The organism is Sorangium sp. So ce1036 (assembly GCF_051369805.1).
Lineage (GTDB): Bacteria > Myxococcota_A > Polyangia > Polyangiales > Polyangiaceae > Sorangium > Sorangium cellulosum_F.
The window spans coordinates 7,219,394-7,234,242 of the sequence record NZ_JBBMOX010000001.1; the positions used below are offsets into that span (position 1 = coordinate 7,219,394).

Annotated in this window: 10 protein-coding genes; 5 read left to right on the forward strand and 5 right to left on the reverse strand. The window is 73.1% G+C overall.

All coding sequences use genetic code 11. The features are described from left to right. Positions 1 to 8: 8 nt before the first annotated feature. Complete coding sequence (locus WMF31_RS27005) at positions 9 to 521, reverse strand: chemotaxis protein CheD (protein ID WP_242516061.1); 513 nt, start codon at positions 519 to 521, stop codon at positions 9 to 11. A 100-nt stretch (positions 522 to 621) separates the two neighbouring features. Next, entirely contained in the window at positions 622 to 990 is a 369-nt protein-coding gene (locus WMF31_RS27010) for a response regulator (protein WP_129346785.1), read from the reverse strand. Positions 991 to 2,081: 1,091 nt separating this feature from the next. Here WMF31_RS27010 and WMF31_RS27015 point away from each other — a divergent pair. Continuing rightward, positions 2,082 to 3,335, forward strand: coding sequence for a PAS domain-containing protein (locus tag WMF31_RS27015; RefSeq protein ID WP_436604702.1), 1,254 nt, complete (start codon positions 2,082 to 2,084; stop codon positions 3,333 to 3,335). A gap of 176 nt (positions 3,336 to 3,511) precedes the next feature. On the opposite strand, the gene WMF31_RS27020 is transcribed toward WMF31_RS27015, so the two are convergent. Continuing rightward, the gene (locus WMF31_RS27020; RefSeq protein WP_436604703.1) at positions 3,512 to 4,426 is read right to left on the reverse strand and encodes an MBL fold metallo-hydrolase; all 915 of its coding nucleotides are present in this window, start codon (positions 4,424 to 4,426) and stop codon (positions 3,512 to 3,514) included. Between the two features lie 97 nt (positions 4,427 to 4,523). Between WMF31_RS27020 and WMF31_RS27025 the strand changes: the two genes are divergently transcribed. Further along, positions 4,524 to 5,390 (forward strand): LysR family transcriptional regulator, encoded by an 867-nt coding sequence (locus tag WMF31_RS27025; protein ID WP_436604704.1) that lies wholly within the window; start codon positions 4,524 to 4,526, stop codon positions 5,388 to 5,390. A 93-nt stretch (positions 5,391 to 5,483) separates the two neighbouring features. Here the strand turns inward: WMF31_RS27025 and WMF31_RS27030 are convergent, their stop codons facing one another. Beyond that, a complete protein-coding gene (locus WMF31_RS27030; RefSeq protein ID WP_436604705.1) occupies positions 5,484 to 8,069 on the reverse strand; it encodes a DUF3656 domain-containing U32 family peptidase in 2,586 nt (861 codons plus the stop codon). 109 nt (positions 8,070 to 8,178) lie between these two features. After that, positions 8,179 to 8,712, reverse strand: a complete 534-nt coding sequence (locus tag WMF31_RS27035; RefSeq protein ID WP_436604706.1) for a cytochrome c-type biogenesis protein — start codon at positions 8,710 to 8,712, stop codon at positions 8,179 to 8,181. A 775-nt stretch (positions 8,713 to 9,487) separates the two neighbouring features. On the opposite strand from WMF31_RS27035, the gene WMF31_RS27040 reads away from it, so the two are divergent. The 3 genes from WMF31_RS27040 to WMF31_RS27050 all read left to right on the forward strand — a co-directional run bounded on the left by WMF31_RS27040 (position 9,488) and on the right by WMF31_RS27050 (position 14,845). Continuing rightward, positions 9,488 to 10,069, forward strand: a complete 582-nt coding sequence (locus WMF31_RS27040; protein ID WP_436604707.1) for a 50S ribosomal protein L11 methyltransferase — start codon at positions 9,488 to 9,490, stop codon at positions 10,067 to 10,069. Positions 10,070 to 10,426: 357 nt separating this feature from the next. Next, complete coding sequence (locus tag WMF31_RS27045; RefSeq protein ID WP_436604708.1) at positions 10,427 to 10,945, forward strand: YkgJ family cysteine cluster protein; 519 nt, start codon at positions 10,427 to 10,429, stop codon at positions 10,943 to 10,945. Between the two features lie 495 nt (positions 10,946 to 11,440). Further along, entirely contained in the window at positions 11,441 to 14,845 is a 3,405-nt protein-coding gene (locus WMF31_RS27050; protein WP_436604709.1) for a DNA methyltransferase, read from the forward strand. Positions 14,846 to 14,849 lie beyond the last annotated feature (4 nt).

Genomic DNA, 14,849 nt, shown 5'->3' on the forward strand with positions numbered 1-14,849 from the left:
CATGCGGCTCACAGAGGCTGGATGGAGATGTCGCCGTCGTCGGTCCGGAAGACGATCTTCCGCCCCCGGTCACCGCCCGTGTCGAGCTGCGCGACCTGGATTCCCTCCGCTCGCAGGAACGCGAGCCCGGCCTTGACGTTCTGCGCGCCGAGGTGTGTGCCGCGCCCCCGGAACGCGGAGATGAGGCAGGCGCCCCCGACGACGCGCGCTTGCAGCGCCCGGGTGGAGGCCCCGAGCTCCCTGAGCTGCTCGAGGAGGCGCTGGCATGCGGTACCGGCGAAGCGGGCGGAGGCCTCCCCCGGGCTCGGACACTCCGGGAGCACGTAGTGGTTCATCCCGCCGACGCCGGTCGTCGCGTCCCAGAGGCAGATGGCCACACACGATCCAACGATGGTGGTCACCGCGGTCGAGTCGGACGAGGCGAATATCTGGCCCGGCATGACGTGATGGGTCTTCACCGGCAGCGCGCGCCGGCTGGGCGGTCCGGCAGACACCGACAGTGCCGTGGCGCTGGACGGCATGGCCATGTCCTCTCCACCGACGTCGTCGTACGGAGATCCGGATCGATCGGCGTCGCCGGAAGAAGCGCGATGTGCGCCCCCCGATGCCTTGGTCGCTGCGTTAGTCGCCAAGGCAGTTTCTCACCTTTTCCATGAGTTCCATCGTGTCGATGGGCTTGGAGATGAAATCGGAGCAACCGCATCGGAAGCCCTGCTCCATGTGAGCGACATCGTTTCGGCTGGTGACGAGCAGGATCGGCGTGCTGCGCGTCGCCTCATCGGCGCGCAGCCGCCGGCAGGCGTCGAACCCGTTCACGTGCGGCATGACGACGTCCATGAGGATGAGATCAGGCCGCTCATCCATCGCCACGGCGACGCCCTCGCCGCCGTCGTTCGCCGTGATGATGTCGTAGTGCTCGCGCAGCGCCATCTGCTCGATGCGCAGGATGGTCTGAGAATCGTCGACCAGCAGAATCTTCTTCCGAGACACCGTTCGACCCCTCCTGTCCGATGCAGAGGACACAACACGAGACCGCGCCGCTATGCGTGGCAGGCTGGATCCCCCCCTCATGCTCCTACCTACAGGGCATCTCCCCCTGGCAGGCATCACCTTACCACGGGGCTCCGTCGAAATTCCACGTTAAAAATTGCAGCATGCACAGATCTACGCTCCGGTCCCTGGGCCCCGCCGGTCGTGCGGTTCATCGAGAGGTTCGGCGTCCTCGGCTCGGATCGCTCGCGACGTTGGTGCAGGGTGAAGGAGAGCAGGACCGGTCGACGTAGGATGTGCGCCGCAACGCGCGGCGCGCCTGCAGGAGCGATGCGCGGGTTGCGCCCAGGCGGCCGAGCTCATCGACGTGCCCAGTCGCTACGGCATTCGCACATCATGCTCCTCGGATAGCCAGTCCGGCGCACCGCGAATCGACACACCGCCGCGACATCGGGGCGCCGCCCGACGCGCGCGCGTCCCGGCGGGCGTCACCGGCCGCCGCCAGCGGACGACGCTCCGCCGGCGCACGGGGGCGGGTCGGTCGTGAGCGAGACCCGACGATTCTGCATCTCAAGCCTGCAGCGACCCGACCCCGGTCGAGCGATCCGCTGGTTGGAGCGACCCGACCCAGGCTGGGATCGGCGCCGCAGCTCGGGATTCACCCACTTCACCTCCACGGACGCACGCGCCAGGGTGGTCAAGCTCGCTCCGGCGAGCGGACCATGGCCTCTCGCGCTCTCATGACACGCGCGCTCGCGCCGCCGCGCGCTCGACAGGTCGCCTCCTCGATGTCCTGAGGAATGCCACGTGGTACGGAGCCGGCCGCCGCGGTGGCAGCGCGTGCGCGGGGTCGTGCGACAGGCGCACGGTGGGCGCGCCCCGAGGCGCCCCCTCACGGAAGCCCAGGCCTCATGCGATGTTCCCCGCGAACGGATCGAGCGCGGGGATCATCATCAACCACCTGTTTGCCCGCGTGCTCCAGGCGCGAGCGGATGGCGATATCCACAGAGCGTTTCGGGAGGTAGGATCTCGGGCCGAGCGGCCGGCACGGAGAATGTCGGACTGCCCGTGTCGCTGGAGGAGGATCCCGCATGACCATAGACCTCGATGAACGCCGCCCGAGCGCTGGAGTCGATCCCCTGCCGCTCTTGCGCGCTCTCCCGACGGCGGCCGCCATCTTCGATGCGAACGGAGCGCTCCTGTGCGCCAACCCCCGCCTGGAGCAGCTCCTCGCGGAGGGCGCGCTCCCGGCGTGGCCGGTCTCCCTCCCGCGCGCGCCGGCCGTCCAGCCGGCGTCGCCCGACGGGCTCGCCCGTGGCGCGCAGGGCGTGCTCGCGGGCCTCCTGGCGGTCCTCCGAGGCGAGCGCGATCAGGTCGACATCGAGCTCCCGGGCGGCGCGCCCGGCGGACCTCGCCGCGAGATCGCGATCACGCCGCTCGGCGTCGACGGCGCGCGCGGGGCGCTCGTCTGCGTCCGCCCCCTGGCCGCGCCGTGCGACGAGCAAGAGCCCGCGCCCGTCGAGGGCTTCCTCGACACCATCATCGACCACCTGCCGGTCACGGTCCTCATCAAGGAGGTGAAGGAGCTTCGCCTCGTCCGGGTGAACCGCCATTACGAGGAGCTCATCGGCATGTCCCGGGCGGCTCTCCTCGGCAAGAGCGCCCATGATCTCTTCAAGCAACGACACGAGGCCGACCTGGTCGACCGCATGGATCGGGAGGTGATCGAGAAGGGGGAGATCTCGATTGACCCCGAGATGCATATCACCGGGCCAGCCCAGGAGGAGCTGGTGCTGCGGACCGTGAAGATGCCCCTCAAGGACGCGCAGGGCGTCCCCCGCTATCTCCTGAGCATCTTCGAGGACATCACGGAGAAGAAGCGCGCCGAGGAGGCGCAGCAGCGAGAGCTCGCGTGGTTCGAGACGCAGCGGGAGCTCCGCGCCGTCATCCAGGAGCTGTCCACGCCGGTCATCCCGGTCCACGAGGGGATCCTCGTGATGCCCCTCGTCGGCAGCATCGACTCCTCCCGCGGCGCCCAGCTCCTGGAGACGCTCCTCCGGGGCGTGGAGCGCCACCAGGCCGGGACGGTGCTCATCGACATCACGGGCGTGCCCGTCATGGACGCCGAGGTGGCGGCCCGCCTCCTCCAGGCCACGCGGGCCGCCGCGCTCCTGGGCGCCACGAGCGTCCTCGTGGGGGCCTCCCCCGAGGTCGCCCGGACGCTGGTCGCGCAGGGGATCGATCTGGGAAACCTCCCCACGCAGCGCGACCTGCAGGCCGGTATTCTCTACGCCCTCGCGCGTCAGGGCAAGGCGATCGTCGAGCAGCGGCGTGCGCTGCGCTGACCGCGGCGCGGCTCACCACCGAGCCCCCGCGCCCGTGGAGGCCGCCCTGCAGGCTGGCTGTGCGGGGAACGGCCCCTTCGACGCCTGGATACGTTGTTGTTCTGGATACGTTGTTGATACGGCGTCGAGCGCGAGCGAGCAATAGAGCGCAGCACGCCCGCCCCCCCGGGGGCCGCCTACCGATACACGACCGTCGACCCGGCGGCGATCAGATCCAGCCGGTACGCCTCGCCTTGGCTGCGCACGGCGAGCTCGCTGATCGGCTCGCGGTAGAGCTCGTAGGTGGAATGGTGAATCGGCAGCACGCGCCGCGGCCGAAGGGCCCGGGCGAGCGTGACCACGTCCGACGCCCGCATGCTGATCAGCCCGAAAGGCCCGGTCGCGCCCACCCCGCCGACGTGGGGCACCAGCAGATCCGGCCTGCCCCGCGACCGGGTGGCGGCGATCACCTCCTCGGTCGGCATGGAGTCCCCCGTCCAGTAGATCGTTCGCCGCCAGCTGCCATCGGTCAGCTCGATCCAGTAGCCGTTTCCCTTGCCGAGAGCCTCGGCGATCTTCGCGTCGCTCGAGTGGTGCGCTGGAATGGCGGTGATGCTCACCGCGCGCCCTGCACCGGGGGCCAGCCGCCGCGTGTCCCCCCACGCCAGACCGTCCACGCGCCTGAACCCTTTGGCGGTCACCGTCCTCACGTCGGCCACCGGCAGCAGGATCGGCAGCGAACGATCGAGATCCGCCCATGCCTGCTGATCGAAGTGATCTTCATGGGCATGGCTGAGCAGCACGAGGCCAACCCCCGCGAGGTCGACGCCGCCGAGCGGCGTCGACCGAGGGTGCTGCACGACCTCTCGGAAGTTTACCGGCTCGTTGGGGTCGCCCATCGAGAAGCTCTCGCCCAGCACCGGATCCGTCAGGATGGTCAGCTCGGCGAACGAGATCGCCATCGTCGGCCCGCCGGCCCAGGTGATACGGCACTCGGGCGCCTGCCCGGCATCGCTCGGCCGGGCCGCGGAGGTGCGGTCAGGCAGCAGCGCGCAGCCTTGCAGCGCCAGCAGTGACAGCGCTTGGAGAAAATCGCGTCGAGTGGAAGTCATTGGCTCGCTCCGTGGTGGTGACGGGAAAAGCGTAGTGTCTTCCGGTGCAGCAGACGAGATGGACAATCTCGCCGACACTGACTAAAGAACCTGTTCAATGCTCAGCCTCCCGCAGATCCAGGCCTTCATCGAGGTCGCACGAACGGGCAGCTTCGCCGCGGCGAGCCAGCGCCTGTCTTTGCCGCGGTCCACGGTGAGCGCGCGGGTGCGTGCCCTGGAAGAGCGCTTGAACGTCCGCCTGCTGCACCGAACCACCCGCCGCGTCACCCTGACGGACGAAGGCCGCTCCTACATGGAGCAGTGCGAAGAGGCCATCGACCTGCTCACGAAGGCCGAGAGCCAGCTCACGCGGTCGAGCGAGCTCGCCGGCACCCTACGGCTCACGGTGCCGATCGACATGCCCAAGCCGCCATTGGCACGCTTGCTCGGCGCATTCGTCGAGCGGCATCCCGCGATCCGAATCGAGACCGTGGTCAGCGACGAGCCCTTGAACCTGGTGGCCCATAACATCGACCTCGCCCTGCGTGGCGGCTCCCCCGGCACCCCGGGCCTCGTGGCGCGCAAGCTCGACGAGAGCAGGCTGGCCTTCCACGCCAGCCCCGACTACATCAAGAGGCAGCGCCTGGGGAAGGCGCTCGTCCACCTGCACGAGCATGCGATCTACGACCCCGCGCAGCGCCTGCCGAAGCGCGCCCGTTCCAATTTGCGGCCGGCACCGCTCGCCACGCGCAGCTTCGAGCTCGCGAAGACCTTTGCGCTGCAAGGGCGCGGGATCGCCCTGCTGCCGGAGAGCCTGTGCGCCGAGGAGGTGAAAGCCGGCGCCCTGGCGAGGCTGTCCTCCACCCATCGAATCCCTCCGCTGCCGCTCTATCTGGTGATGCCTTCGAGAGCCCATGTCCCCGCGCGGGTGCGGGCGCTGGTCGATTTCCTTGCTGGCCCAGGAAATGCATCCTCCATCGTTTGAGTCGTTGCGCTGGAAGGGGCGGCGCCCTCCGCGCGCTGCCAGGCCCCCCTCGGCGCGGCGTCATGCTCCCCCGCTCCCGCTCCCGCCGGCCGCTCACGCCTGCAGCACGCGCAGCGACCCCCGCACCACGCCGTAGCTCCCCTCGGCGCGCAGCCCGCGCGCGACCTCGGCGGGGGCGACCTCCCCGGCGAGCAGCCGCCGGTAGGCGTCCACCACGCGCCGCGTCCCCCGCGCGTCCTCGCGCACGAGCTCGACGCGGAAGCGCCGGACCCCGCTCCTCGCGAGCTTCGGCACGAGGTGGGCCGCGCTCTGGGCGGCGGCGTGAAACACCGTGTTGCGACAGCCCACGTCGGCCTCGAGCGGATGATCCATCCCGGCCCGGTCCCGCAGCGACAGCGCGTGCTGCTCGCACGGGCGGCCGCAGGTGCGGTGATCCTTGCCCTCGGAGAGCGTCGCCGCGATCACGCAATGTTCCATGTGAAAGAGCGGCATCGGGTGGTGCACCACCACCTCGGCGAACGGGCCGAACGGCGACTCGAGCAGTGAAACGAGCTGCGCGGCGTCCAGATCGAACGACGGCGTGAACGCGATGAGCCCCCGCGAGAGCACCTCGCGCGCGGCCAGCTTGTTCGTGACGTTCAGGGAGAAGTCGCCGATCCGGGGGGTGTCCGGCGACGCGTCGAGCAGCGCGCCGAGGCTCCGGACCAGGATCGCGGCCGGCCCGAGCGAGCGCAGGTACCGGTCGATCTTCTCCTCGCCCGGCTTGCGGATCCGCGGCGGCGCCACCGCCACGAACGCCCCGGCCGCGGAGAGCTCGCGCGCCGCGGCGCCGAGGCCGACCATCTCCAGGAAATCGAGGTAGACGCCGCTCGCGCCCGCCTCGAGGGCCGCGCGCGCCTGCTCCACGTTGCGGCACAGGACGAAGAGACCGCCCGGCGGCGGCTCACCCGCCGGGGGGACGGCCTCGGCGAGCAGCTCCCCGGCCGACACGCGGGCGCGCGGGTGCGCCCGGTGCGACGCCTCGAGGAGCGCCGCGACGAGCGCCCGGCGGGCGCGGTTGATCGCCGACGGCGGCAGGACCACCGGCGTCGCCGGCTGCTCCGCCGCCCCCTGCCCCGCCGTCGCCTGCTCCGCCGCCCCCTGCCCCACGTCCGCATCCCCGAGCGACAGCGCCACGCCGCGCAGGGTGAACGGCGTGTCGCCGAGCCGATCGAGCTGCCGCCGCAGCGCCGCCTCGTCCAGCGGCGAGCGCTCGGCGCGGGCGAGCGGCGCGTCGACCTCGACCGTGGCCGACACCCCGCCCTCGGTCGCCGCCGAGAGCCGCGGGCGCTCGCCGAGGCGGCCCTCCAGGCGGACGTCGATCGCCACGCGGCGCGGATCGCGCTCCAGCGCCTCCCGGATCCCGCGCAGCGCCGCCGGATCGCTCGTCCGGAAGACCCGGCGCCCGCGCAGCCCGCGCGCCCCGCGGCGCTCGTCCGGCAGGCGCCGCTCCGGGCCGAGCCACACCTCGACGTCGCCGCCGGCCGGGGCGCGCTCGACCTCGCGGCCGTCGCGCCACAGGCCCCAGACGCGGCCGCCGATCTCCCCCTCGCCGGCGAAGCCGCCCTCCACGAGGATCCCCTCGCCGCGCGCGAGCGGCCGGGTCGCGCGCACGACCACGACCTCGTGCCCCCGCCGCCGCGCCACGCCGCGCGCCTCGCCGACCTCGACGCCGCGGTGGTCGCAGGTGCGGCCGTCGACGAGGCGCTGGTGGTCCACGCCGCGCAGGAAGCCCGGCCCCGAGCCGCGCGAGAACGCCTGCAGCGCCGCCTCCCGGTCCGCGGCCGAGGGGCCGCCGCCCTCGCCGAGCGCCGCGTCGATCGCGGCCCGGTAGAGCCGCGCCGTGGCCCCGACGTACTCCGGCCCCTTGAGCCGCCCCTCGATCTTCACCGACGCCACGCCGAGCGCGATCAGATCCGGGATGACGTCGGTCGCGTCGAGGTCCTCCGGCGACAGGAGGTACGCCGCGTCGCCGAGATCGTGGAGCGCGCCGTCGACCACGAGCCGGTACGGCAGGCGGCACGCCTGGGCGCAGGCGCCGCGGTTGGCGCTCCGGCCGCCGATGGCCTCGCTCGTCAGGCACTGCCCCGAGTAGGCGATGCAGAGCGCCCCGTGCACGAACACCTCGAGCTCGACGTCGGTCGCCCGCCGGATCGCCGCGATGTCGTCGAGCGAGAGCTCCCGCGCGAGGATCACGCGCGCGGCGCCGAGCTCCCGCGCGAGCGCGACGCCGGCCGCGTCCGTGCAGGTCATCTGCGTGGAGGCGTGGATCGGGAGCCCGGGCGCGAGCGCCCGCGCGAGGCGCATCAGCCCGAGATCCTGGACGATGATCGCGTCGGCGCCGGCCGCGGCGCACGCCTCGATCGCGGCCTGGGCCGCGGGGAGCTCCTCGTCGAACACGAGGGTGTTCAGCGTGACGTAGCCCTTCACGCCGTGGGCGTGGAGGAAGCGCATCGTCTCGCCGAGCTCCGCCGCGTCGAAGTTCGCGGCGCGGGCGCGGGCGTTGAGCGGCGACGGCGCCGCCGCGGCGCCGCCGCGCAGGCCGAAGTAGACGGCATCCGCCCCGCCGCGCACGGCGGCCTCCAGCGAGGCGCGATCACCGGCCGGGGCGAGGACCTCAGGGCGCGCAGGGCGCATCATCGGCGGCGTTCTAGCACTGCTGCGGGAAGTTGCCCCGGAGCAGCAGAAGAACCGCCATGGCGCCATCATGGAGATCCGGCGCGCCATGGGCGTCCAGGGAAGGGTGTGCTCATGCGTCCCGCTCCCGGAGCTCATTGTCGAGGCGCTCGTCGTACTCGTCGCGAGCAGCCGTCGAGATGGCGAGACTGGACGAGGCTGGCTGCGCGGCGCTGCGCCTCCACGAGCGCAAGAGGGCGAACACCCCGAGGAAGGTCACGGCGATACCCGACATCAGGCCCAGCGCGACCTTGCCGAGGATGCCGGCCGAAGGCGCCGCGCGGATGCGTTCGCCATGACGCGCGACAAGATCCAGCTCGATGGTGTCGGCGGACTCTCCCCCGCGAAGGCGGCCGCGGATCTCGCGACGAAGGTCGCGCGTCACCTCGGATTCGTGGACATCGAGCGTCTGATCCCAGCAGCAAGGCGCGAGCAGGCGCGCCGCGAGCGCCCTCTCGCCGGGCGCCGGGGTCGAGTCGGCCAGCTCGGCCGCGGCCTGGCCGGACGTCGCGGGCTCGGCCCTGTCGCTGAGCGCCACGCCCACGAGGACGGCGGCCAGCGCCGCCGCCCGGCGCCAGCGCGAGCTCCGCAGGGAACGGAGACGCACGGGCGAGCTCACCTCGCGCGCGCCGTGCGGGGAACGGGCCGGGGCATTCGCGGCCCCGCCGAGCTCTCGCTGGGTCATCGCGTACCACCCTAGCGCCACCGGCCCGCCAGGGCCCTGCGACATGATGTCGCGCTGGTCGACGCGCGGCCAGCTGCGCTTCGAAGGCAAGGAGACCGCCGCGTCGCTCGAACGGATGCGACACCGTGACGCATTGCCCGCCTCGGCTTGCATCACGTCATGTCGCGCGCATGTCACACCAGGTCCTCCGCTCCATGTCCCCAGGGTCATCACCTGCCGGCGAGGGAGCGCGGATCCGCCGGCGCGGGCGACGCTCACGCCCCGGACCTGACTCATGACGTCGCCCATGGCCGGCAGGCTGGATCTCTTCATGGACTCGAGCCCACGTCGTAGGCCAGCGCGGGGATGACCGGGATCGCGCCGGTGCTCGCGTGCAGCCGGTCGGAGAACGCCATGCGCGGCTCGGCCAGCAGGGCTTGTCGGGGCTGAGGCTCTGGTCGAACGTCGAGATCCGCCGCGCCATCCCAGCCTGCGGGAGCTCGTCCAGAGCTCGTGTATCGGAGCACGACGGAGACGCCCGCCCTGGAGCAGACCACCGGGCTCGCCGCGCCGCCGCTCGTGGAAGGGCGCGCTCGGCGCGTGGCCTGTGGAGGAGCCCGAGCGCACGGGGGGCGCGCGCTGCGGCCGCGCGCGTCGCAGGCGAGCCGCCGCGCCCCGGATGACGCGGAGGCCGCGCGGTGGCAACCTTCGACGACGCATGAGCGACCGTCCGATCCTCATCGAGGTACCGCCTCGCTTTCGCGTGGTCACGGGTCCGTGGGACGCGGAGGTCGACGAGCGCACCATCGTCCTCGGGAAGAGCCACGCGTTCGGCGACGGCCGGCACGAGAGCACGCGGATGTGCCTTCAGGCGCTCGCGTCGTTCGCGCCGCGAGGCGGCTTCCGCCTCCTCGACGTCGGGAGCGGGACGGGCATCCTCTCGATCGGCGCCGCGAAGCTCGGCGGTGAGGCGATCGGGGTCGACATCGACGCCGCCGCGATCGCGATCGCGGAAGAGAACGCGCGGCGGAGCGCGGTGGAGGCTCGCGTGCGCTTCGCGACGACGTGGCCGAGCGGGACGTTCGACGTCGTCGTGGCCAACATCCTTCGTGACGTGCTCACGGAGCTCGCTCCCCGGATCGTGGCTCGCCTGGCGCCGCGGGGGACGTTGATCCTCTCCGGCCTCGTGTTCACCGACGTCCCGGAGCTCGTCGCGCGGTATTCGCCGCTCCTCGCCGGGCGGCGACCGGAGATCTTCGAGCGTGATACATGGCGGACGCTCGTCTGGCGCCTCGTCTAGATCACCGAACAGCCTGAAGTACGAGTTCAAAGGTTGTGGCCCCCGGCGTCTCCGTCGCCGAGCCTGAACGTGGTCGTGGACGTCTGGGCATCCATCACATCTCACCGAAGCTTGTGAAAATCCTCGCATTTGGCCTGGGAGCAAAGTCCAATTATTTCGAGGGCTCGAGCGAGATGTGACGGATGATGAGACGTCCACGTTCACGTTGGTGAGCGCTGAGGGGGCGGCGGTTCGGGCTTCGGGCCCCGAGCGCGACCGGAGGGACAATGCTTCCCCTCTCATCTTGGCGTGGTTGGCGCCATGGCGGTTCTTCTGCTGCTCCGGGGCAACTTCCCGCAGCAGTGCTAGGGTCCCGGCATGGGTCGGTCGACGGACGACGGCGGCGACGCGCTCGCGTTGCTCGACGCGGAGATCGCAGCGCGGGCCGAGGCGACCGCGGAGGCGGCCGGGGGCTGGCCGTGCCGCGCCGGCTGCGACCTCTGCTGCCGCCGCCTCGCGCGCCCGCCGCAGCTCACCCGCATCGAGTGGGCGCGCCTCTGCGCCGCGATCGACGGACTGCCGGCGTCGGTCCGAGCGGAGGTGCGCGAGCGGATGGCCGCCATGCCGGAGGCAGGCCCGCTCGTCTGTCCGCTGCTCGACGACGAGCATGGCCGCTGCCGCGTCTACGAGGCGCGGCCGATCGCCTGCCGCACCTACGGCTTCTACGTCCGCCGCGAGCACGATCTCGTGTGCGACGAGGTCGAGCGCCACGCCGCAGGCCGCCCGGTGGTCTGGGGCAACCACGCGTCGATCGACGTGCGCCTCGAGCGCCTCGCAGGCGCGCCCCGCTCGCTCGGCGCGTGGCTGCGCGGCGACGAGCGCGACGGGGCCGGCTGAGCGCGCACGGACGCGCCGCGAGCTCGCCCCGCCCCGCCGCCGTCGGGCGCCACGACGTGTTCCCGTCGGGCGGGCCCGCCGCCCCCCGCCCCGCAGGCGCGGGAACCCTCCCGGCCTGCGGAGCAGGACGATGACCCGCTTCCGGACCCCTCTCGGCCTGTCGAAACACGCCGGCGAGACGGGGAAAGAGGCCGATCGGCCTGCTCCACCATCACGCCGACCCGTCCCGCAAGGCCCCGGGGGTCGCCGGGCACCGTGACGACCCGTCCGGCATGCCCCGTGGGTCGCCGGGCACCGTGACGACCCGTCCGGCATGCCCCGTGGGTCGCCGGGGATACCCGACCGCGGGCACGTAGGGCAGGATACCTGGTGAACGACATGCCCATGATGAAGACGGTCAGCACCGCGAAGCCAGCGCGCACGCGACGCCGAGGACCAGGGCACTCCGACCGGAGCGGATCTTGCTGCGCTCGCGACCACGCGGCGCATGAATCCGTGCGGCATGTCCACGCTGCGCCGCCGGGACGATCCGCGCGACAGGCCGCGCTGAACGACACGAGGGCCAGAGCGGCGCACGTCGCGAGCGCGCTCGCGGCGCAGGCGTTCGAGGCGCTCGGCGTCCTGCTCCGGGGCTTCGAGGACGCCGCCGCCCGCGATGGGTCGGGCGCGCTCGAGGACGCCCTTGCCCGCGGCCCGGACCACCTCCACGGCGGGCTGCTCACGGCGCTCTTGCGGCTCGTCTTCCTGCTCCACGCGGAGGACCGCGGGCTCCTGCCGGTGGACCCCCCGGAGTACGCCGCGCACGTCGGCGTGCGCGCGCTGTTCGAGGAGCTCGATGCGGAGCGCCGCGCGCACCCGGAAGCGCTGCCGCGGCGCTTCACGGCGTGGACGCGGCTCACCGCGCTGTTCCGCGCCGTGCACGCCGGGGGCCGCCTCGGCGCTCTCACCCTGCCGGCGCGGCGGGGTGAGCTCTTCGACCCGGCCCGCTACCCGTTCCTGGAGCGCGCGGGCCCCCCGTGCGGCGCGCCGGGCGCGACCCCGGAGCCGCGCGCCGCGCCCGAGCCGCGCGCCGCGCCCGAGCCGCGCGCCGCGCCCGAGCCGCGGGCGCCGTCGGTGGACGACCGCACCGTGCTCCAGGTGCTCGAGAAGCTCCTCGTGCTCGAGGGGCGGCGGCTGTCGTACCGCGCGCTCGAGGTCGAGCACCTCGGCGGCCTCTACGAGGCGCTCATGGGCTACCGGGTCGAGCGCGCCGCCGGGCTGACCGTGTGCCTCCGGCCCGAGAAGGTCTGGGTGAGCGCGGCCGAGGTGCTCTCCCGGCCGACGGCGCGGCGGGCCGCGTGGCTCGTCGAGGAGGCCCGGCTCTCGCGGCGGGACGCGGGCAAGCTCGGCCACGCGCTCGCCGCGGCCCGGACCGAGGCCGAGATCCTCGAGGCGCTCGGCCCGCTGCGCGCGCGGGAGACCGACGTGCTCCCGGCGGGGCGCCTGTACCTCCAGCCGGGCGCCGAGCGGCGGCGGACGAGCTCCCATTACACACCGAGGAGCCTCTCGGCGCCCATCGTCGCGCGGACGCTCGAGCCGCTGCTCCGGCAGATGGGGGACGACCCGCCGTCGGCGCGGCTCCTCGGGCTCAGGATCTGCGATCCGGCGATGGGGTCCGGGGCGTTCCTCATGGAGGCGTGCCGGTTCCTGGCCGACCAGGTGGTGGCCGCCTGGACGCGCGAGGCGGCGCGGGGCGACGCGACGGCGGCGGCGCGGCTCGCGTCGACGGGCGGCGGCGAGGACGCCGTGAACCTCGCGCGGCGGCTCGTGGCGCAGCGCTGCCTGTACGGCGCCGACAAGAACCCGTTCGCGGTGAGCCTCTCCAGGCTCTCGCTCTGGCTCGTGGCGCGCGCCAGGGGCGAGCCGTTCACGTTCGTCGATCACGCCCTGCGCCACGGCGACTCGCTGGTGGGGCTCGACCTCGACCAGCTGCGCGGCTTCCACTGGAGGCCCGCCGGGCCGATGTCCCCCTGCGGCGAGGCGATCGACGCCGCCATCGGGCAGGCGCTCGCGCTGCGCCGGCAGATCGCGGCGCTCGCCGGGGCCGGCGGCGCCGGCGCAGCGCGGCGGCGAGCGCAGCTCCTCGGGGAGGCCGAGGAGGCGATCGGCAGGGCGCGGCTCCTCGGCGATCTCGTGGTGGGGGCGTTCTTTTCGCACGAAAAGGACAGGGATCGACAGAAGGAGCGCGAGCTCCGCGCGAGGCGCGTGACCGCGTGGCTCGACAGCGGGGGGCCGCCCCCGGAAGAGCTCCTCGCGATGCAGCGGGAGCTCCGCGAGGGGAAGCCGGGGGAGCGGCCGCCGGTGCCCGCGTTCCACTGGGCGCTGGAATTCCCGGAGGTGTTCCACGAGGCGTGCTCCGACCGGCCGGCCCGCGGCCAGAACGGTGGCGCGGCCGGCGGTCACGACCGCGGCGCGGCCGCCGGCCAGGGGCGCGGCCGGGCCGGGCTCGACGCGCTCGTGGGGAATCCGCCGTTCCTCGGGGGCAAGCGGATCTCGACGGATCACGGCGACCTCTACGCCGCGTGGCTCGGGCAGCTCCACGGCGCCACGAAGAACACCGACCTCGCGGCCCACTTCTTTCGCCGCGCGGACACGCTCCTCGGGCGCCGCGGGACGGTGGGCCTCATCGCCACGAACACGATAGCTCAGGGCGATACCCGGCGTTCGGGCCTTCGGCCGCTCGTCGAGGGGGGGCGGGCCACCATCTATCACGCGCTGCGCAGCCTCCCGTGGCCTGGAGACGCCGCGGTCCATGTCGCGGTCGTGCACCTCGCCGTGGGCATGTCGCCGCAGGACGGCGCGCCGCCGCCGCGGCTCGACGGCCGCCCCGTCGGCCACATCAACTCCCTCCTGCGCGCCATGCCGGAGCGGCCCGACCCGCGCCCGCTGCGGGAGAGCCAGGATCTCTGCTTCATCGGCTGCTTCCTCCGCGGCGAGGGCTTCGTCCTCACCGAGGGCGAGGGGCGGGCGCTCCGCGCGGCCGGCGAGGATCCCCCCGCCGGCGAGGTGCTCCGCCCGTTCCTCGGCGGCGAGGAGGTCAACTCGTCCCCTTCGCACAGCCCGCACCGCTACGTCATCGATTTCGGCGAGCGCGGGCTCGAGGACGCCGGCCGGTGGCCCGCGCTGCTGGCGATCGTCCGGAGCCGGGTGAAGCCCGAGCGGGATCGCCTGCGATCCACGGGCATCGACGCGAGCCACAGGGCGCGATGGTGGCAGTTCGCCAACCCGCGCCCCGAGCTCCGGCGCAAGCTCACGCCGCTCCGGAGGTGCCTTGTCGCGGCGCGGGTGACGAAGCACCTCTGCTTCGCGTTCCAGCCCACGGACCGGACGTTCTCGGACCAGCTCTGCGTCTTTGCCATCGAGGATCATGCGCGCTTCGCGGTCCTCCAGTCGCGGGCCCACGAGTCGTGGGCTCGCCTGCTCTCCTCGACCATGGGAGAGGGGCTCCGGTATGCGCCGTCGGACTGCGTGGAGACGTTCCCCTTCCCACGCCCGGAGCACCTCGCCGCGGGCGGCCCCCTCGAGGCCGCCGGCGAGCGCCTCTACACGGCCCGCGCGAGGGTCCTCGTCGAGCAGCGCGACGGCCTGACCGCGACCTACAACCTCCTCAAGGACCCTTCGTGCGAGGTCCCGTCCATCGTCGAGCTCCGCCGCCTCCACGAGGAGATGGACCGCGCCGTCCTCGCCGCATACGGGTTCGACGACATCCGGGTCCCCCCCTACGCCGCGCCGACCACGCCCCTCGAGCGGCAGGCGTGGGCAGACTTCGAAGATCAGGTGATCGATCGGCTGTTCGCGCTGAACGAGGAGCGCGCCGCGGCGGAACGACGGCGCGCGCCGGAACGGCCGGAAGGGCTCTGACCGG

Coding starts and splice junctions, on each gene's coding strand:
- WMF31_RS27005 (WP_242516061.1), bottom strand. CDS start 521: ATGCCGTCCAGCGCCACGGCACTGTCGGTGTCTGCCGGACCGCCCAGC.
- WMF31_RS27015 (WP_436604702.1), top strand. CDS start 2,082: ATGACCATAGACCTCGATGAACGCCGCCCGAGCGCTGGAGTCGATCCC.
- WMF31_RS27020 (WP_436604703.1), bottom strand. CDS start 4,426: ATGACTTCCACTCGACGCGATTTTCTCCAAGCGCTGTCACTGCTGGCG.
- WMF31_RS27025 (WP_436604704.1), top strand. CDS start 4,524: ATGCTCAGCCTCCCGCAGATCCAGGCCTTCATCGAGGTCGCACGAACG.
- WMF31_RS27030 (WP_436604705.1), bottom strand. CDS start 8,069: ATGATGCGCCCTGCGCGCCCTGAGGTCCTCGCCCCGGCCGGTGATCGC.
- WMF31_RS27040 (WP_436604707.1), top strand. CDS start 9,488: ATGAGCGACCGTCCGATCCTCATCGAGGTACCGCCTCGCTTTCGCGTG.
- WMF31_RS27045 (WP_436604708.1), top strand. CDS start 10,427: ATGGGTCGGTCGACGGACGACGGCGGCGACGCGCTCGCGTTGCTCGAC.